This is a genomic window from Deminuibacter soli, assembly GCF_003412455.1.
In the GTDB taxonomy this organism is placed as follows: domain Bacteria; phylum Bacteroidota; class Bacteroidia; order Chitinophagales; family Chitinophagaceae; genus Deminuibacter; species Deminuibacter soli.
In genome coordinates this window covers 296923-317973 of the sequence record NZ_QTJU01000007.1, presented here as the reverse complement: position 1 = coordinate 317973, position 21051 = coordinate 296923, and the positions used below count along the sequence as shown (strand labels likewise).

Annotated in this window: 8 protein-coding genes; all 8 read right to left on the bottom strand. The window is 47.2% G+C overall.

Annotated elements, in window-relative coordinates; all coding sequences use genetic code 11:
* The coding region (locus DXN05_RS18400) for a hypothetical protein (protein ID WP_147313981.1) at positions 1–4399 on the bottom strand (4399 nt) is incomplete at its 3' end.
* Positions 4400–4409: 10 nt separating this feature from the next.
* Positions 4410–5168: a hypothetical protein gene (locus tag DXN05_RS18395; RefSeq protein WP_116848742.1), complete on the bottom strand. Its 759-nt coding sequence runs from the start codon at positions 5166–5168 to the stop codon at positions 4410–4412.
* Positions 5168–12943: a PA14 domain-containing protein gene (locus DXN05_RS18390; RefSeq protein ID WP_158559316.1), complete on the bottom strand. Its 7776-nt coding sequence runs from the start codon at positions 12941–12943 to the stop codon at positions 5168–5170. The genes DXN05_RS18395 and DXN05_RS18390 overlap by 1 nt, the downstream gene beginning before the upstream one ends.
* A 115-nt stretch (positions 12944–13058) precedes the next feature.
* The gene (locus DXN05_RS18385; RefSeq protein WP_116848740.1) at positions 13059–14171 is read right to left on the bottom strand and encodes a hypothetical protein; all 1113 of its coding nucleotides are present in this window, start codon (positions 14169–14171) and stop codon (positions 13059–13061) included.
* A 9-nt stretch (positions 14172–14180) separates the two neighbouring features.
* The gene (locus DXN05_RS18380; protein ID WP_158559315.1) at positions 14181–16634 is read right to left on the bottom strand and encodes a hypothetical protein; all 2454 of its coding nucleotides are present in this window, start codon (positions 16632–16634) and stop codon (positions 14181–14183) included.
* Between the two features lie 253 nt (positions 16635–16887).
* Positions 16888–17766: a nucleoside phosphorylase gene (locus tag DXN05_RS18375; protein ID WP_116848738.1), complete on the bottom strand. Its 879-nt coding sequence runs from the start codon at positions 17764–17766 to the stop codon at positions 16888–16890.
* A 96-nt stretch (positions 17767–17862) separates the two neighbouring features.
* Positions 17863–18771: an SMP-30/gluconolactonase/LRE family protein gene (locus DXN05_RS18370; protein ID WP_116848737.1), complete on the bottom strand. Its 909-nt coding sequence runs from the start codon at positions 18769–18771 to the stop codon at positions 17863–17865.
* Between the two features lie 295 nt (positions 18772–19066).
* Positions 19067–21034 carry an eCIS core domain-containing protein gene (locus tag DXN05_RS18365; protein WP_116848736.1) on the bottom strand — a complete coding sequence of 656 codons (1968 nt, stop codon included), beginning with the start codon at positions 21032–21034 and terminating at the stop codon, positions 19067–19069.
* Between the last annotated feature and the right edge of the window lie 17 nt (positions 21035–21051).

The following is a 21051-nucleotide window of genomic DNA, read 5'->3' as shown; positions in this document are numbered from 1 at the left end:
TTCCACCGGCAAAATTGTACTGACCCGTAAAAGCAAAATTGTCACCAACCGGTATGATGTCCGTTCCCAACTCGCCGTTAGCCGTATTCCAGCCAATAGCTTTGCTCCAGACGATAACGCCATTGGTATCGAATTTTGTAACCAATACCCTGGATTTAGTGGAAACACCACCAGGGCCTGCATCAGGGGCAGGGGGAGCCATACGTTCCAGGGTAACCGGGCCACCCAGATTGGCAGGCTGACCATTATCCGGTGCATTCCACGGTGCAGTAGTGGAACCAATCACGATATAGCCACCGGGCACCTTTCTTATTTTGCTGAAACTGCTGCCACCGTTTAAAGTCTTTGACCAAAGCCACTCTCCTTTGGCATTTGTTTTTATCAGTACACCGCCAACAGGTACTAGCTTCGGCGTAACACCTGAAACATCAGTAAATGAAGTTGTTCCCGCAAGTAAAAAACCATTGTCACCATCCGTAACTACGGCACTGTTGATCGTCCTGGTTGTACTGGCTCCATCGCCGTCAGCTGAATAAATCCTCGAGACATAAGGATTATCGGTATTGGGATCAGGTATATTATTATAACTGCCGGGCACGCAATTCGCCAGGAAGGCCAGGTAATCAGCAGCCAGCAACGAATAACCCAACCTGTTGTTCAGGTAGCTGGCATAGAGCCGGTTGTTTTGAATTTGCTGATCTGTACTTTCATCAGCAGCGGGCAGGTAACTGCCATAAATTTGCCTGTACTGCGCATCCAGCTGTTTTACTTCAAAACAAGTGGCGCAGGTACTGCCTACATTACATTGAAATGCCGGTGGTAATGCAATGGGATGGGTAAGGTATTTACACCCTTTGGCATTGGGGCCGCACATGTTCAGCAACTCATCCAGGTCTGTAGCACTCATGTCAATATGCATTACCTCTTTCAGGTAATCTGCAAAGGTCCCCTGTGCAACCACATCATAATTGTTTTTAAGTTCCAGGATAGCTGAACACTGGCAATCACTTGGTTTTGCCAGCGCAATATCATTGCTCATGGCCTGCTGTTTATCGTAGGGCAACGGCGTAGTAATTACTTCGCTGTTGCAGTAAATCCTGTTGGCAGTATTTTGAGGATAGCCGTGCTGGCTGTTATAACTATTCAATACATCGGCAAAGCTCTTGTAAACATTCGCACTGCCCGGCTTTACAGAACTTGAACCAAATGGATGTGTTTCATCTGCCCCCTCCACACAAACCTGCGCTAAAAGTGCAACAATATTGGCCTTGTCTGCCTCGCTGTATTCTACACAGCTTCCAAGCTGTTTCAGCCATTGGTCTTTGTAACTGTCGCAGTTAGACTTATAATTATCGGCCATTTTACCATTAATGGTACTTGTAATTGAACCCGCATTCTGATAGCCCTGGTTCAAAAAATCCATCTGGTTATCCGTAAGCGCGGTTGACGGATCACCAAAGTTGGGCATAAAACCATCCCTGATCAATTCAGCAGATTTTGGCGTACTGCCACACATGCCGGCATCGAGGTAAAGGGTGTTCTTAATACCCAGGTAGGCATCCCTGAATTTACGCCATTGCATATCCAGGTCGCCGGGGCACGACAAGCTGCTGAACGGCTGCATATGATCCTTATATAGATTGTAGCAGTCAGCATTCGATTCATCGCAAAGTGTCGTAGCTGCGGCTGTGCTCCATAAAGTAAAATCGTTTGCACCGTAGTGGAGTAAGCTATTTTCCAGTTTGTTTTTAAAATCGCTGCTCTCGCGCAACAGCGGATCGATGGTAGTGGCAGGATTATAACGGCTGAATGGCAGTGCCGACATATTACCTGTAGGATTCAGATAGCCTTTTGCTACTGCATCCGCGTAAGTAGCGGTAGCACCGAAATCAACATCCCACTGCATGCTGGCCTCATGCATCACCGCGTTTTTTAACCGGCAGTATTCCGGGTGCAGGAGAAGCAGTGTATTGGCCCAGGATGCCTTAAACTGCGCCGAAAATTGCGCTGGCGTCAGTTGTTGCGGCTTCAGGTATATGCCCAGGTTTTCATCGTATATACGGTCTTCATAACCGTTTTCATCCAGGTATACCAGGTCTGTACGCTGGTAAGGCAACAATTTGCCATTGTCACCATTTCCATCATCGTAAAAAACAGAATACTTGCTGGTTGCCTTATCAAGGTCGGCATATTGCCCGGATGGCGCAGTCATGTCCAGCAGCATGCTCATTTTAATATCATCCAGCTGGCTGTGTTCAGGCAATACCGGCACATCGCAGTTCTCGCCTATATGCTGTATTGTACGTTGTTCCTTCTTGATAGTCTCCAGGGTTTTGCAGGTATTATTGAGCAGGAAAACATTGTCGCGGTAATAATCTGCAGCCTGTTTGCTGGGTGAGAGCGTTTTCGTAATCTCGTAGTTGCCCGGCTGCAGGTCAATATCAAAGCTCAGGTCAATGCCGGCTGTAGCGGGATTATTCACCGGGAAATTGGGCGCGTTGAAATTGCTGAATGTTTTTATATAAGGCCCGTTCAGCTTCTGGTTATTACAATCGTCTGTAATGGTGATGGTCAAATCGTACAGGCAATCGTATTTGATATTATTGCCGTTGCAATCTGCCATGTTCATCCAGGAGGGATCAAGGTGGTATACAAAATGATGCGTACCGGCCATGCTTACCAGCAGACTTTTGCTGTTAACGATGGATGCATTCCTGATGGAAGGGTTAACATTATCGGTGATCACTTCGGTAATGGCATCAGCACTATAATTCGGCAGCTGGTTGAGCTTAGTACCGGCAGGCACGCCGCCTGCCAAAGCCGTAGCAATAGTTCTGCCATGCATATCTACATAACTTACACTGTATTGCCCGTTGGCATCACGCACCATATTTTTAAAATAGTGGCTTTTATCCCCTACTTCTGTACCAAACAGCGCGTCTAATTCCTCCTGGCTGGGCGATCCATAGTAATACTGGGTTTCGTGCCCTGTACCCAACCTGAAAACACTGCCTACACCACCCTGGCGGCTGATGCGCCCCGTATTGTCGGGTGTGTATTGCGTTTCGGTAAATGCATAACCATTGGCATCGGGGATGAACTTGTTTAACCCATCGTTAAGGGCCGTATTGTTACCCGAATAATACAATGCAGCGCCTTTAGCCGTATGCATCTGGGGTGCCACAGCAGAACAATAGGCAGCAGGATTTGTCAACGAATCGTACTGCAGCTTATCGTATTCAGTGCCGGAAACGTTTACATTAAACATCCTGGAATACCCGATGATATTATTGAGTGTAGGTGCCGGCATTACCTGTATGGCTGGCTGCCCCTGGCTGTTATAGAATGTTTCGGCAACAATGGTTTTGTTCTCTACGTTGTCTTTTGTTACCGTTTGCCTGCTGCGCAGGCTGCCGTCGAAATACTGGATAACAGCTTTGCGTTTGCCGTCTTCCGCAAAACTGATGTTCGACTGCCAGTTCATGGTACGTTCATGCCCGGCAAAAGCATAAGCCGTTGAAGCCATAGGCACAAAATCGGTACTCCAGGCACTCTCCATTCGCCCTTTGGCTCCCAGTTTTTTTGCTGCTCTTACCCTGGCAAACACCACACCTCCGTTATCATACAATAATGGTACATTGTAGGTTAAATCTGCCGTGGTTATGCGCGTGGCATTGTTACGGAAAACAAGCGCAGGGTCGTACAATTGCGTAGCCGGGTTTTTATACCGGGCCAATGCCGTTGAATCTACATACGCCCACTCTACATCATATTCATCTGCAGGCAGTACGGTTGGCCAGCTTAACTTCAATTCATCGCTATTGGTATTGTCGGGTGCCATGTTAACTGCACGAACGGTGCTGTTAACATCATTGTACGCAAATTTAAAGGAGGGGAAAACAGTCATCTCCACTCCTAACTCCAGCATATTCAGCTGCGGTGCTGCTGCCGGTGCACCATTAATGGTGATATCAAGTATTTCCACGGTTACCTTGTGGGCACCATGAAATACCATTGACTTATGCTGGTTGTAATTACCATCCGGTTTATAGTCGATGGTAAAAGTTCGATTGATAAAATCGCTGTGTTGCGGCGCTACCTCAAGTGTGATTTTCGTTTGAATGGTTGCTGTGAATGCAGCAGCTGTGTAGGTATTGGTTTGTTCATTAATCCCAAACCACACGGCATTGTTTACAGCATAGGGTGTGTCTGCAATCTGTGTAAGGTTAGACTGGTAGTAAACATCATCCGCTATAACCAGGGATGCATTTTTAACCAGTTCGTTATTGGCGCCTGCAAGCCTTTTGCGTGCGGGCACCCGCGGAGCCTGCGCGTGCAATTCTGCCACAAACAATATACAAAACGCCATCAGGGCAATGATCCTGTTGAAAGGACGCATATCAATTCGTTTAAAGGGTTGGTGTTACCTGAAATATCTTAAAGTCTTTGTACTGTGCTGCCGGTTCCAGCTTATCGCCTTTTTTAATAAAATAACTGGCTTCGTCAAAAACGGCCTTATCAATACCGCCCGGCTGCTGTGTAAAACGTGTTTCCACACGGGCGTAAGGCTCGTATGCATCTTTCCCCTGCTCTTTCCTTAACCAGGGGTCAACCAGGTTATCGGTTTTAATCAGGTATACAATGCGCTCCAAACAGCCAGACTGGCGATTGATATTAATACGAAGCGACTTCTGTTCGCTACCCGGCGGCAACAGCAATTCAATAACATTCGTATTCTTTGCTTCTGTTGTTTTAACAGTAACACCGGGATATTGCATTAAACTATCCATTTGCTGCAGCTGCGATATAGGTGAAGCAGCCTGTGCAGCCTTGCCAATGCCCAACAGCTTGTCTTCATTAAATACCAATACACAATAGCGGTCATTTTTAATGGTAACCGTATGCTGTATGCTGAAATAATAATTACTGCCACTCAGCATCAGCACGCCGCTGGTTGAATCGAGCAATACATCCGGCGTGTGCTCATTGGTATAACTCATATACACATCAAACTTCAAATTCTCGGCTGCATATTTTTTCTGCAGCGCAGTAAGCCACTTCATGGCTTTTGCGCGTTCATCGCCTTCTGCCAGCGGCAATGCTTTAAGGTTCAGTGTTACCAGGCAGCAGACCAGTAACATCAGCCAGTTTGTACAATATGTTTTCATTAGTTTACAGCCTCCGCTTTTAACAATGCACTTCTTGTTTCTTTAATGGTTTTGATACCACGTTCCGTTTCTTTTTTCACTCTTATCAGTGTCCCGTCATCATCATATTCATAGAAAGTGGCGTAGTTGTTTTCATCCAGCTCCGATACCAGGCGCAATGTAACCGGGTCGTACACGAATGATTTCATATTGGCATTGTACGGGTGTATACGTATATCATCAAAAAACACTTTCGAACTGCCGGTAGCCATCAGGTTAATGGCAAAATTGGTGGCGTTGCCGGGCACCGTGAATACACCTTCATACCGCTGCCAGCCATCTATAATAGTGCCTTGGGGCAGTAAAGCCTGGCTTACAGACGAGCCGTTTACGGTAAAGCTCACGCCTATCTGGCTATGTGTATAGGTTTTATAAACACCGTCGGGTGATTCCCTCGACCAGCCGCTTACCAGTATTTGCCTGCCTGCCAGCGGTGAAAACACCGGCAGCAATACGCCGCCGTTTGAACGAATGGAAGACAATACCGGGCCCATTTCAGAACAGGCTGTATTTTTTGTTTCTATATTCAGTCCAAGCACAGCCGTTGTATCTGCCGGATAAACAGTGGCGCTGATACCTACCGCATCGTTGGGATTAACTGCGATACTGTACTTACCGGTGTGCGCCTGCTCGCTGGTAATTTTGCTTTTTACGGCAGAAAAATCTACATGCCGCGAAGCCGCACACAGCGTTTCACAACTTCCCTGGTTGAAATCATAATCTTCGAAGCCTTCAAAAACCGATTCATTGTAACGCGCGTTCTGAATCACAGCAACAGGTAAAGTGGTATTGTAGCCGTATAAGCCGGCATTGTACCTGCCCAACGCATCTACGTTCTCTATTTCAAAACCTTTTGTGTTAAACTTGGTCAGCTCGCTGTTCCATACCCACCGGGTTGTATCGTACTGCGGGAATATGCCGTTGGCACCGAACGTCCAGAATGGTACAAAATCCCTGAACGCACCGTCGGTTCTGATATTAGTAGCGCTTTGCGGATCGGATTGCGCACGATTGCTGAAATAAGTATATGATTTATTGGCCCTGTAAACACCTAATAGCCCGTAGTTATATGGATTTACAGCGGTATCCATTACCGGGTTATAACATTCCTGTGCAGTGGTGTTTTCGCAATGCTCACAGGATAGTACCTGCAGGGTTGCCACCACTTCGCTGGGATCGTGCGGCAGGTTATATGTCACCTCCAGGTAGGGTTTGGTGGTAATATCCGGGAACAGATTGGAAGCAAATGCTACATAACGGGTACTGGGTTGCGGCAAACAATCCTGGTTGTCTTTAATGCTGAAGCCGGTATTGCCCAGTCCGGATGTAAAGTATTGCTGTTTTAATGCAGCCGTAACATCGGTTGTATAGTTATAATAATAGTTGTTTGGCCTGATAGCATTATACGCGAACTCGTACCAGGAATGCGCAGCGGTATCGGTAACGCCATCTTTAGTCCAGTCTTTTACCGGTATGCTTAACCGCAGGAAATCCGGGTCGGCATATTTCACCGGCGTACTCGCGGTACCTATCTGCGGCGGGTTAAATCCTTCACGCGCAGCAAACAAATGCATGGTTGCGCTTAAAAGTGCATCGGCACTGCTCACCGGTAAATCTTCAAATTTAAAATAAGTGCTCACAGTTGAGGCCGGTGCAGTTGTTAAGGTGCCTGCACGCAGCTTCATTACATCAAACGTATTGCTGAATTCATGCTCCATGTTTTTGGTTACATGCAAGCGTTTGGTAGCCGGACGGGTGCTGAAATTATACTTCAGGTTCACCACACCCGGTGTTGAAGCACAACCCACAGGTGTAAGCGAACGGAAATCGTACCGGGCATCTGTTTTCATTGCAATCGAGACAATGCAATCGCCGATCTGCGCCTGGTAGTCAGACGCGCTTGTTTCAAATGTTTTGGCATAAAATGGCTTGTCAAGGTTTACCGCCAGTATCGGGCACGCTGCGCTAACCGCATAACCACTGCTGTTAGCCCTGCTGATCATATCATTTACCGTTAAGCCATCGTATTTATTGGCGTAAAGATCACCGGATTGAATGAGATAAGAAAAGAGTGGTGTAAGGCAATTGCAGTTGCTGTTTGCGCCCGAACCGTTGTCTACTGCAACCGGCACACAGTTTTTCACACTGCGCTGCTTATGTGGTTCGGTTACCTGCCATAATTCCCGGTACTCGGCAGCGCTGGCAGTTAGCACTTTGCTGCTTTCATCCAGTATAAGCTGGTAATCGCCACCGGCCTGTTTTACCAGCGGATGACGCAATGTTGTTACACTGCCCGCTGCTGCGCTGATATTGCGCCTGCCGGAACGGGTTACTTTCAGGGTCACATCGTTGCCGCTGAAAGGCACGCCGTTTTCATCAATGAAGTAAATATTCTTTTTGCCACCAGCCAGTTCGTTAGCATTTATGGCCCATAACCTGGTAACAGTCGGGAAGGCGGCAAACTCATCATTGCAACTGTCCACTGTACGCGCGGTTGAAGGTTTGGAGTAAGCCAGCAATTCATCACCCGAAGCAAAAAAAGTAGTATCCTCACCCGGGGTAGTGATACCGCCTACTATCTTACCATCTTTAAGTTTGAGGTTGGTGGCAATGGCATTTACGTTTTTGTAAGCGCCGCCCATACCATCATAGGCCCAGTCTGCCGGGTAGGTAAAATTATAAATCGGGTCGTTAAACTCATTGATGGTTTTGGTTAACAACACATCACCGGTTTCGCTGTTATACAAAAGGTTTTGTGTGGTTACCCGGCTGCCCTTGTCAATGGCCACCACGCTGTCTACCAGGCCGTAACGCTGAATTACTTTTGTTGTAACGGCAGAATGAAACAGGTTGTCTTCACTTTGCGCCAGTCCCAGTATGGTTGGAACGAGGAATATATATGGCGGCACCGGTATTTTAAACACATCACCATTAATGGGGATGGAACTGGCATGGGTTACCGACTGTTGCTCGCGCATATCCACCATCAGTTCTATGTCTTTGCCAATGGTAGTGGTGGTATCAATTTTACCTGCCTGGTTAATGGTCCATACCGTATTGGCCAGGTGTTTCTGTGGCACCTGGAGGTTATCTGTTTTGTAAAAGGTTTCCGTATAACTGATCGGATTTGCCGGGTCAGTTTCAGCATACGTGGCCTGTGATCTGGGCTTGCCGTGCATATCGTTCAGCTCCACCTTAAAGCCCTGTGAAAGACCGATATAATATTTGGCGTTTACATGCAGTAAAGAAGCCAGCAAGGGCTTGTACCGCTTTTTGTTTAAACCGTCCAGCTGCGTCATTTCTGTTTTAACCGGGAAATCGTAGGCAGTATAAAAACTGCTCTCTTCATAGCCATTGGCAGAGCGGATGTTCTTCGCATGTATAGAGCGTACCCTTACTTTGCTATAACCTACAGAGGCGCCGGGATAAAAAGATTCACCCAATGGCAATTCCGTATAACCCATTTCTGTTGGCGCCAGCGGCGATATTTTTTTATCATATTCCAGCGGCAAATGAAAAGGGTTTTCATCACCGCCAATCATGGGTTCCCAACAGGCCACACCACTGCTGATGGTTAAAGGCTTGCCATTTACCATTGTGGTAGTGGTATACGTATATTCCTGGCCATAACCGGATTCTTTTTGTTTAGTCATAGCGTTCCAGTTATCGGTAATGGTCACGCGTTTTACACGCAATCCGCCGCCATATTTTTTATAATCGGGGCTGTTTAAACGAACAAAACTGCGCGTAGTATCAAATGACCTGGCCCATCCCCTTCTTTTAGCCTGCCCCTCGTAAGAGCTAAACATATTGGTGATGTTGGTGATCATGCTGTACGCTGTTTTAATCGCGTTGTCCCAACTGGCGCCATCTGCAAAATCGGAGCCGGGGTATGCTTTTGAAGGCAGGTTAAGACGCAGGAAATTCAATGCAGCTTTGGCCACCGGGCTCTTGTCACCAACATCGTCTCCCTCGCTGTTGATCCCCATCACCTTTATGCATATCAAACTACTGGTGACCATTTCATAGTAAGTTTTGTCAATATCTGCATAGACGGATACATATTCAGAACCACTGCCGTACGAATCTGAAGGCATGGCTACGTTCATCCTGAAGTACAGTTTGTCTATATCGCGCAGGTATTTGTCAAACACCTCGTCCCTGCCGCTCACCGGGCTGCTTACACGCACATAAAAATATTTTGCCTCGTCTCCGTTACTTCCATACAGGCTGTTACTCATACCCTGACCGGGTGCAACGGCGCAACCTACCACTTTAAGCATACTGGCTGCGCGTTTATTCTGCACATAGGCGTAATCATCACTTTCGTAGTCTACATTAATGCTGCCGCCGGATGGCAGTTTCACCTGGTTTAATGTCCACGCAGCAGCGTTAGCCGCGGCAATGGCACTGTCCTGGATACTATACGGGTACTCAGCATTAGAGATAATATTACCGCTTACGGAGCCTGGATTTTGCAGGGCGTTTTTGTATGAACCCCACCTGTCGTTGCCGCTTGTGGCATACCTGGGATTGTTGCTGTGGTATTTGAACACATACGGATTACGCTTCCCTTTATCGTTGCCATTATAGGTAAACCAGATGCTGTCGAGCGTAAGCTTGCCTGTATCGTAACCACGGTTGGCAGGCGTGCTATTATACCCGCGGCAAAGCTTATAGCTGTAGGCAAAATGCACTGTTTTTACCGGTGTAGCCTGTGCGCCATTGCGGATAAGATCGGCTTTGGTATACAGATCTATCTGCTTCAGGCGCCGCGCGCCGCCATCAGTCTTGTTACCTCGTTCATCAATAGCCAAACCGTCTTTCCTGTCTTCCGTAGTAAAAGTAGCCACCATGTTTTTCGATTCTATCGAATGCATGTACCACAATTCCTTTTCGCCATAAACGTAGTTGGCTTTGTTATCGGAGTTATCGGTTTTCATGCCCTCGTTAAAGGTAGCGCTGTCTGAAAACGGTGCACGCCAGGCGTAAGGATTGGTAATACTCCTGATCCTGGAGTAATTGAATTTGATTGCATCGCCTGGGTCATCTTCCGAAATGCCGTTACCCGTCAAGTCTACATAATCGGGCGAAAGAATGCCTGTTAATAAAAATGAGTGTGCATAAGCCGGGATCTCTTCCCTTGAATAATAGGCGCGAGGATTTCCTTTTCCGTAATCCACCGAGCCATCTGCATTATACCCGTACGCAGTAAGCCCGGTAGCGGGTGTACCTTTTGATGGATCAAAAACAGAGAAAGACACTTCTTTCTGTTTCAGGTTATATACGGGTATTCCGTACACATATCTTCTGCCGTCTGTATTTACTACATCCACTTCAGACAGGTGGTTTTCCTTCCTGAACGCGTTTACCCTTTTTTCTTTTGCGCGTGTAGCATCCAGTTCATAATAGCTGGTTTCATCGGGCACAAAAAAATACTTGGCAGGTATTGGCTTGTGTTCATTTGGCCCACCGGGATAAATCCATTGCAGCTGCGCCCAGGCATCGTTCTTGTTCTGTCCATATTCTGCATACAGGTTATAATAAACACCACCCACCAGGTTAATTTCACAGGTACTGGTTGCTTCGCCGTGATCGCGCGTATCATTGATCACCAGTGAATCATTCAACCATAGCTTCATGGCATCATCATCAAACAGAAACAATTTATACTTGCCGCTTACAGGCGCCAGCAACCTGGCATGCCAACGTGCAGAAAAATGATCATTCGACCAGCCGGGTTCCGGCTGCAGCTGGGACTTTTTATCGAAAAACAGGCTTTGATCCTGGCGTGTATATTGATGTCCCTGGAAGTTGGCATCGGTAAAATACTCGCCCTTTATGCCATTTTGATCCGGGGGCAGCGGCACCGGCGCACAACCGCCAAAATCAAATTTGTTGGGCGTATACAGATCAATGTACCGCGACAAACCGGTTACACTGGCTTCTGCAGCGGTAAGATAGGTGATTACCTGTGTGCGCTTATCCCTTGTTTGTTTTGTTGCGTTTTGCGGGGTAAGATTGATGTTTTCTACAAAGTCGTTGTTGTGGTAACGGTTCAGTGAGCTGGCAGCTGTTATATTGCTGCCATTTTGCTGCAGGTTTACGGTAACCACATCATCACCGCCGATGGCCTTGTAAAAATCTGCCGAATTGATGGCTTTTTCCCCCGGGTTCCTGAAATACGAAGCCTCGAATAACCCGTGCGGATCCTGGAACCCGATGGTGTTGGCCATTGTATTATTGTTGAGCCATGGGCCGTTTTGCGTGTACGAACGGTTAAGGTCTATATCTACGCCATAATGTGCCAGGCCCTTTGCACCAAGCTCAACAGTAATGCCGCCTGAAGCATCTTTTGTGCGTATGGCATGGTCGTATACAAAACCAATATCTCCCCTGTATGGTCTGAACATGCCACCAATGCCTTCACCTGTTACACTAAAAACATCATAGGTATAAGATGGCACGGCCAGGTTGGGTATTTGCGGTGATTCGCGGTAAGGAATTTCCTTTTCACGGTTCATATCCAGCAGCGCCGAGCGGTTGCGGTTGCTGCCCTGGAAATTGAGATAGCCATATGCCGGCAATGCAAGCGCAGTATCTTCATCCGCAATGCCTGACCTGGTATAGTAACCACTGATAAAGGCGTTGTTAAAGAGGCCGTGATCTTCCGTGCCGAACTTCAGCTTTACCGTTGCCATCAGAGAGTTGTATGGCATACTGATGGTGGGTGTAAACGCTGGCGAAGAGAAAGATATATTGGCACCAAAAGGACCGCTTGAATAGGTGGAAAATTTACCGTTCTTTAATGTATTTTGAAATGCGGAATTCGTGTTCAGCTGCAGTCCTCTGATACCCGTACGAGAATTGTACGAGAAAGAGCTGCCGAATTGCCCCCCGTAGATAAGGCGATCGTTTTTCGCGTGCTTATCAATAAACATCGAAAAAGAGGGCTGTATAGTTAAGCCTGTTTGTGAATTATCGGTAATGCCAATCGAGAGATTCGTCGTCATAGGACCTTTGGTCACTTTCGCGGCATCAATGTTCACATTTACGCCGCCTTCCACGCCCCAGCCGGTACGGCTGTTGTGAAATATTCCTGCTTTGGGGTTAAGAATACTTAGCCCGGCTTTTTGCAGCAGCCAGCTTTTACCGAAAATCTCCATATCTTTTTCACCACTCACACCAATCGTAACATCATCACTTACATGCATTATTTTGCGGATGGTATCAGTATTACCCTTAAAATCATCCGGCAAGCCGCGCATATTACGGGTAATGGTGCCAGGGTTGATATTCCAGCCCAGGCCAACCCAGCTGGCTTCCTGGTCCATGGAAATACCACTTTTATAAGCAATGTTAACCGGGTAACCGCCTACATCCAGCAAGGGTATGTTATAGGAGAAATCACCGGTAAACAAATCAACCATATTGTTGCCGTTCACCGATTGAAACGATTGCATTTCCGGCTGTGAAGGCCCACTGCTGCCCGGCTGAAATACATATTTTTTTAGGGGTTGCTTCAGTTTACCCGGCATGGCCGGTTGACTGCCACCGCGACCTGATGCCGCATCACCTGTTAAAAATGGCTGTGGCGAAGCCAGCTTAGCTTTCGCGCTGTTTATTTTATGCGCAGTGCCATACCAGCCATGATCAGCTGCCCTGCTGCGACCCAAAGCATCCACCGTTTTTACATAAGCAGCCAGCACAGTTTCGGTGTAAAAAATAGTAGCCAATATACAAGCCGTCGTTTTCCTGTACCTTTCAGCCAATCGCAATATCATTGTCGGTTATTTTAGGATTGAATCTCTTTCTCTGGTTAAAATGTAATCGTTCGTGGTATTTAAATAGCTATTCTTTGGGCCGGGTATATATGAACCTGGTGCTCCAGGTTTCCTTCCTGCTATTGTGTATTTCAAACAGGTATACGCGCTTATCTTCCAGCGTGCGCCCGCCAAGATCAATATCCAGGTAGTTTTCTCCCATGGCAACGGCGGCCGAGCCATTTATTACATCGCCGTTAAAGCCTGCATCAATCAAGCGTATACTGTACTGCACCAGGCTATCTTTGTTTTCATTTTCGTACAGTACCGATAGTTTACCACTACAGGCTGCAATGGCTGCATCGGCATAGTTTTTCAGCCTGATATAACCTGCCCCTGTAACAGTTTTTTTAACCGCTACCTGGTGCTGTATTTTAAATGTCCACACTTCGCTTTGTGCAATAAATTCATTATTGTTCCTGGCAACCACACACCAGGCATAGTTAACGCCTGTGTCGAGTGTAATATTTGAAGAAGGGTAATTTATATAAGGCACATTGCCGGTATGTGTGTTGTACACCGGTATGTTTTGCTGTATGGCCTGGTACGGACTTTGGCCCGGCATTGCTGCTACCAGTAAAAAATCGTACTGCAAATTGCTGAACAACTGCAAAGGCACAGGCGGCAGCCAGGTAAACTGCGGATACGCCATATCCAGCACACTCTCATCTGCAGGTGTATTCAACTGGGGCGGATTCAGCGGCTGGACTTCCACGGGTACACATTCTTCGGCCAGCGTTTGCACCGTTTCATATACCTGGGCATATACCGTAAAACAGGCCATATAATTACCGGCCGGCAACATGCCATTGGGATCCATATCATTACTCAATGCCGGCGAGAGGTAGGTATAGCTTACAGGACCAAGATCGGTATTGGTTAGTTGCCGCGCACCTTTCATCAGTGTTATACGTTTGGTAGTGGCTGTTAGTACGGGCCGGTTATCGGCAGTACTAAGCAAGCTAAGGCCAATATATACTGTAACAGGGCTATTGCCCGGATTCACCAGCACCATGTTCCACAACTGGCTTTTGAGCATTACACCTGCAGGCGGCACCTGCGTTGTCATGCTCACCTGCTGTGCATTGGCCTGTAACAAAAGCAGTAAACAAGTTGCAATTACTGCGTATTTCTTCAGCATACGGTTCTTTTAAAAAATCTTGAAATAACTAACCCGTCCAATGTTATTAGGCACCAGTTTTTTATCTGGCCCGGGAATAAAACCTTTGTCATACATCAGCTGTATACCGCCCAGCTTTTTTATATTCACCATAGCTTCCGCCTTATATCCCCACTGCACCTTTTCTATCACGGTTTGCCTGTTGTATTTTCCACCACCGCCAATACGCAACCAGCTGTTCACGGTATATTGCACATCATTTTCAAGCGTATATAAATTATAGCTGCTGTTAGTGGCAATAGAAGCACTGCCCTGTAACGTAAAACGCTTCAGGAACACTGTTTCATTCAATAAAATATTGCGGGTATTGAAATAGACGAAATTGGAATCAGTCGCTTTATTGTAAAATTGTGTATACACCAGGCTGGAAGCTGTTTGCACCTCACCCACTTTATAAAAATGGCTGATATTGGCAACAAAAGTGTAAAACAGGTTTTGTGCATACGCCGAATCGCTCAGCTTAGTTAGCTGTTCACTGGGAAAGTAACCCACCGATATAACAGGCCATTTGCGCATGCGCCAGGTAGCCTGTATACTTTTAAAAACAGTATTGCTTTGATAATTGGTTGCCACCAATGGATTGTTGTAGTCATTCTCTTTAATAGCACCTGTTATGGTTAACCGTTTATTGAAGAATGACTGCTCTGCCTTCAGCATCCACGCATGCTGCTCTGTACCGGTGGTTAAAAAGCTGAACGACTGGAAATTGACGCCGTATTTTTTATAAAAAGCACTGAGCCTGGTACCTGTAGCACGCACCAGGCTGTTTATTTTGATAGAATAAGCTTCATTGGAACGATCACCAAGCCGTGTTACGCCGGCAGCGCTATGCGGGTTGGTACCGCCATTATTATAGTATGGCAACGATGATTTGGCCACTTCGGCTGTTAAAGCTGTGGTGGCATTAATCATATAATTACCTTCTACCGTTACACCCATCACCCGGCTGCTGGGCGTAACAGTTCCGGGTAATACTGTTGAACTGTTGTACAGTTGCCTGCTGCCTGTGTAATAGGTAGCGATAACGTGATTCCCTTCTATCTGTCCCCATCCGTACCGCAAAGCTGTGAAATATTGCTTCGGTGCATTTTTACGCTGTATAATGAAGTCCCTGAACTGGTAGTCGATAACACCAGTAGCCACAGCAGCATAATACGATGGATTATATTCCGCCTCTACACCGGTTACGCTGATATTTTTGGCAGACAATTCAGAGTAATCAATCATATTCCGGCCAACACCAAAACTTCTCACTGCAAACAGGGTTCTGTATCCTTTTGGCATACTGCTGTCGGGTATGTGATTGGTGCGCATAACGCTGTCCAGTTCTGCTACGGTTCTAACGCTGTTTGCCGTGACTGCACTATTATTGGAACTAACTGCCGACTTGCTTTTCTGGCTGTTATAGGCTGCCTGCAACAGCTGAATTTTCTTCCGCAGGGAATCGATCAACTGTTCGTTTTTCTTTAGTTTTTCTGCCAGGCTAAGCGTATCTGCTGCAACATTATTATTTACGCCGGCCCTTTGCTGCGCTTTGATTGAATCCAGCAATGCAAAATCAACATCCCCCAGGTCTGTCTTACCCGGCCAGTTCATATTGGGCAACTCCCTGCGCAAATCAGTAATACTGTCTTGCCATTGTACCTGTGTTTCCGGCAGTTTAACACCTTTGCTTTTTAAAACCCGTGCATTTTTTTCTGCCAGTTCCTGCTGAAAAAAAGAGGGGCTGTTTTTCCAACCTTCGAGTTTCAGCAATTCAGTAGTGGCTAAATCCAGCTGCTGCTTGGTAAGCCTGATGGAATCATTAAAACGCGTGCGCTTCAACAACTCATTTTTCAAAGCAACGCGCACACTGTTTGAAAAAGCATGCGGATTATACTGCAGGTTAAGATTCGTAAAGTTTTTAAACAGGCTGGAGTTACTGAAACGATTGGTAAAATAAAGGCGTACCGGGTATTGATCTTTTACCGTAATATCAAGATAAGTTTGTATGGTATGCTGGTAAATGTCTTTTTCAGCGTAAGGCGTATCTATATTGGATCGGTAATCGAGGTCGTATTCAATATTACCATGTACCCTGAGCAAGCCAGAAGAATGGCCGGGTAACGAGCCGGGTAATTCACGTTGATTTTCCCCATCCGACTGTGGCATAAATACCAGCAGGGTTTGCTTGCGGCTCCGGCAGTTGGCAGCCGAGGGAATTGCCACTACCTGAAAACCGGCATCATTGGCATGCTCAGGAATGCTGCCATAGAGTGCGGAATCGGGAAATGAACCACATTGGCGGCATTTTACAGCCAACCCCACGTTCTTTGCAGGATTCGCGACTTGCTGTGCTCTAGCCAGTGCGAAGCATACCTGCAGAAAACACAATAAAAAAACAATCTTCAACGCCAGGTTATTGGTCATACCAATACTCGGCATAATTTATTCGCAAGACTGAATACAGGTGCCACTGTTCTTTAAGTTTTATGAGTTGAATTAAGCAGCAAATCCGGAAGCAATTTGCCTGGCTGCAATTTTAACGGAATATTTCATTCCACAGCACAATAAAGCTAAATGATTTATATTATTTTTTAAAATAACAGCCCTGTTGCCGCCGTTGATGGCGATACTTACAACAAAACAGGCAAACCTCCCGGTTTGCCTGTTGCACTATTATTAACGTAAATATATTTTACAAACTCCCCGCTATTACGCCCAATGTTTTCTCAATCAATCGCTCTACTGCCAGTGCGCCGTCGCCGGAGAATGTTTTGCTGATGCGGTTGGCTACAATGGCGCTCAGGCTTAAGCATTGGTGGCCCAGCAAATGGCCCAGTCCATAAATGGCGCTGGTTTCCATTTCGAAATTGGTGATGCGGTGCTGGCCAAAGCTAAACTCTGTTAAGCGGTTGATCAATTCCGGGTTGGTTAAGCCCAAACGCAATACCCTTCCCTGCGGACCATAAAAACCCGGACAGGTTACGGTAATGCCATGATAGTAACCGTCTACAAAATGTTTCAGCAGCGAAGTGCCTGCCTGCATAATGTAGGGTTTGGAGAACTGGCTGTCCAGCTGCGTGTGTGCGGTGAACTGTTGTACAATGGCCTTTTCTTCTTCGTTGTTGTCGTGGCGGTAGTAGTTCAGCAGGTTGTCTATACCAAGTCCATGTGTGCTGGCCACAAAACTGTCTACCGGTATGTCAGATTGTAAAGAACCACTGGTGCCTACGCGGATGATCTGCAGGCTGCTTAATTGCGGTTTAATGGTGCGGGTGGTAAAATCGATGTTTACGAGGGCATCGAGCTCGTTTAATACGATATCAATATTATCCGGACCAATACCGGTTGATACAACAGAAATACGTTTATTGCCCAGCCTGCCGGTATGTGTTACAAACTCGCGGTGATTGCGCTGCACTTCTATGGCGTCAAAATGTTTACTCACTTCTTTCACCCTGTCAGGGTCACCTACGGTAATTACTGTGGGGGCCAGTTCTTCGGGACGAACATCGAGGTGATAAATAGCGCCGCGGCTGTTGATGATGAGTTCACTTGCTGCAATCACGTTCATAAAGTATCGGTTTGAAACGCAAAAATCGGGATAATAAATTTGAAAATGTGGTAATTTGAAAATTTGAAAATGAAATTAGTTCACCAGATCCGGAACCTACTTTCCTCCCACGCCCTTTATAGTCATTTGTAAGGTAAATAAACTGGTGCCTGCGGTTATGAACAGTACGTTCCTGTTTTTGCCGCCGAAGCATACATTGGCTGTCCATTGGGCAGGAACGGGTATGTGTTGTATTTTTTGTCCGGCTGCATTGTATACGGTAACGCCGTTGCCACAGAGGTACACGTTGCCTGCGGCGTCGGTAGTCATACCGTCTGAGCCTTGTGCAACGAACAACTGTTTTTCTGTAAGCCTTCCCTTTTTATTGATGCGGTAACGCCAGGTTTTGCCTGCCTGCAGATCGGACACGTAGAGGTATTTGCCATCGGGCGTGCCGGTGATACCGTTGGGTTGCTGCAGGGTGCTGTCCATTACCTCCAAGGGCTGTTTTCCTTTGCGCAGCAGTAATACCATGCGGGTGCTTGCAGCTGGTCTGTCTGCAGGCCAGTAATCGCGTTTGTAATAGGGATCTGTGAGGTATACATTGCCGTTAGCACTTACCCATACATCATTGGGACCATTGAGCAGTCTGCCCTGCAATAAACGCACCAGTGTATCTGTTGTACCGCCTGCATTGATGCGCCATAACTGGTTGTGTTCATCTGCACAAACATAAAGGTTGTTGTGCCTGTCGAAGTACATGCCATTGGCGCGGCCTGCATTTTCTTTATATACAGTAAGCTGATTGGCGGTATCGTATTTCCAGATGCGGTTATTGGGCTGATCGGTAAAGTAAACGTTGCCTGCTGCATCTGCCGTAGGGCCTTCTGTAAAAGCAAAATGGTCGCTCACCAGTTGCAGCTTTGCCCCGGGCGCAACGGGATAGGTTGTTTGCTGGCCGATGCAAATAGGGCTATATATAAGCGCGGCCATTAGCCATACGTAAACTGCTGGTGTTTTGTGCATGGCACAAAGTTAAGGGAATGAGGGGGTTGGGGGATCGCTGGTGAATAGTGAATAGGCAATAGTGAATGATCGAAGCGGAGATTAGTTGCCGGTGGGGACACCGGCAACGGTATTGGGGAGCGCTGGTGAGTGGTGAGTGATCGAAGCGGAGATTGGTTGCCGGTGGGGACACCGGCAACGGCATTGGGGAGCGCTGGTGAGTGGTGAGTGATCGAAGCGGAGATTAGTTGCCGGTGGGGACACCGGCAACGGCATGGCGGGTGGGGGCTTTTTTGTGCAACAAGGCAATAAGGTATTATGCTTTTTTCAGAATACCTCTTTCAATCAGTTTCTTGATAATGAGTTTATGTTCACGCACCAGCAGGGCGGCCAGTGAATCGGTTAGACTGGCACTTTTGGGGTCTGCGTCTTTGGCTACTTTTGATTTGATGGTGGCGGTGCTTGCAGTGGTGGGATGCGGGGTATAGTCCCATACCTTTTTTTGCATTGCGGGTATGTCAGGCGCAGTTGCAGCATTGAGGGTGGAAATGATGTTCAGTTGTGATTGCGCCACGGCTTTGTGGGCTATTGCAGTGGTTTTGGCATTCAGGGTATTGTCGCCGGATAAAGGCCAGGCATCGCCCATGTTGTTTTCTACATCCAGTCCGCCGGGCATGGTATTCAAATCATCGTGCAGGGTTTTCACTACAGCGCTTTCCAGCACATCGGGTTCTTTCAGGTGAATGCCTTGTAACAATGAGGAGAAGCGGCTTTCTGAATCAATATTCGGACGGAAGATGACACCTTTGAAATCTGTTGTTTCCAGTTCGGAAAATGCTTTGGCTAAATCGCCGCCCCAGGCTTTGTGCGCCACATCATCAAAGAAGGTTTTAGATGCGGCGGTAAAATCCCGTTTGTCGCCCGTACCACTGGTAGGCAGCTGGCTGTTGAAATGCTCCATCAGATCCCTTTTGTTAAACAGGTGGCCTGCGGCAAATGCATCGGTGAGGTAGTGATCACCAAAGGCGTTCTGCAGTAAGGCTTCGTTCTTCTTGCCGTCTTTGGCCAAACCTAGTGCTTTTGCATGAAACTTCTCCCATTCTGTTTTATGATCACCGCCATGTGCTGCAGACGATACAGGTACAAAAGCTGCGTTGGATGGCGCAAAATGTTTCTCATTCTTCTGCGCCAGTTCGGTGAATTTACCCTTGGTGGCTTTGTCCCAACGTTCAGATGATACGGCCTTGCCTGTTGTTTTTTCTTCTTTAATGAGTTTTACAATCTCTTCAATCTCTGCCTTGCTCATCTTCAATAAATCATCCGGGCTTTCAAACATATCGCCCGACATGGCGATGATATCACCATAGTCTACATCCACCCCATTCACGTTTACTTTAAACTTACCGCCATCATTCAACGCATCTTTGATGGCAGGTGCAATTTTGGTGGGAATAACGAGCTGGTCGCCTTGTTTGAAGCCTTCGCTGTTTTTATTCCAGATATGCCATTTGTCTTTATTGGCTTCTTTCAACTCTGCTACCGTTACGCCAAACTTCTTTGCAATCTGTTCGGGCACCTCACCTTTTTTCACGATATACGTGATTACAGCCGGTGTGGCCATCTTTTTAAATTCATCACCGGCATCACCCAACTGGGAGTGCTCGCCTGCTTCATACCGTTGTACCTGTCCGCCACCACCACCCTGCTGCACCACATGCGCCAGTTCGTGTGCGAGCAGCCTGCCGCCATTGCCGGATGCAGGTGCGTACCTGCCCTGACCAAATACCACGTGATTGCCTGCTGTATAAGCTTCTGCATTGATAGATGATGCAGCCGCTGCGGCCTGTGCATCGGCATGCACACGCACCTTGCTAAAGTCGTGCCCCAGCTTTGCTTCCATTTTATTGCGCGTTGCCGCATCCAGCGGTTCCCCCTGTGTTTGCAGGGCATTTTGCACAATAGGCGGTGCTGTAACAGCAGCAGTAGCGCGCGCAGCTGAACCTGCCTGCAGTTTGGCAGGCTGTGCCACCTGCGGTTGCATGGCCTGCGTGGCAGCATGATCTGCTTCTTTTTCGAGATGGTCACCGCTGGTTTGTACCGATAGCCTGGCCTGCACAATACCCGGCCCCTCGCCTGCCAGTGGCATGCGGCTGAAACTGTACTGGTAAGCAGGTTGTGCGCCTGCATGCGCAGGTACAGTTTGTTGTTTAGCCTGGTCAGCCGTATTGCGCGGTGTGCTTGCAACAGGCTTACCCGGTTGTGTTTTGGTAACTGAATTAGACATGGCTGTTTTTTAAAGTA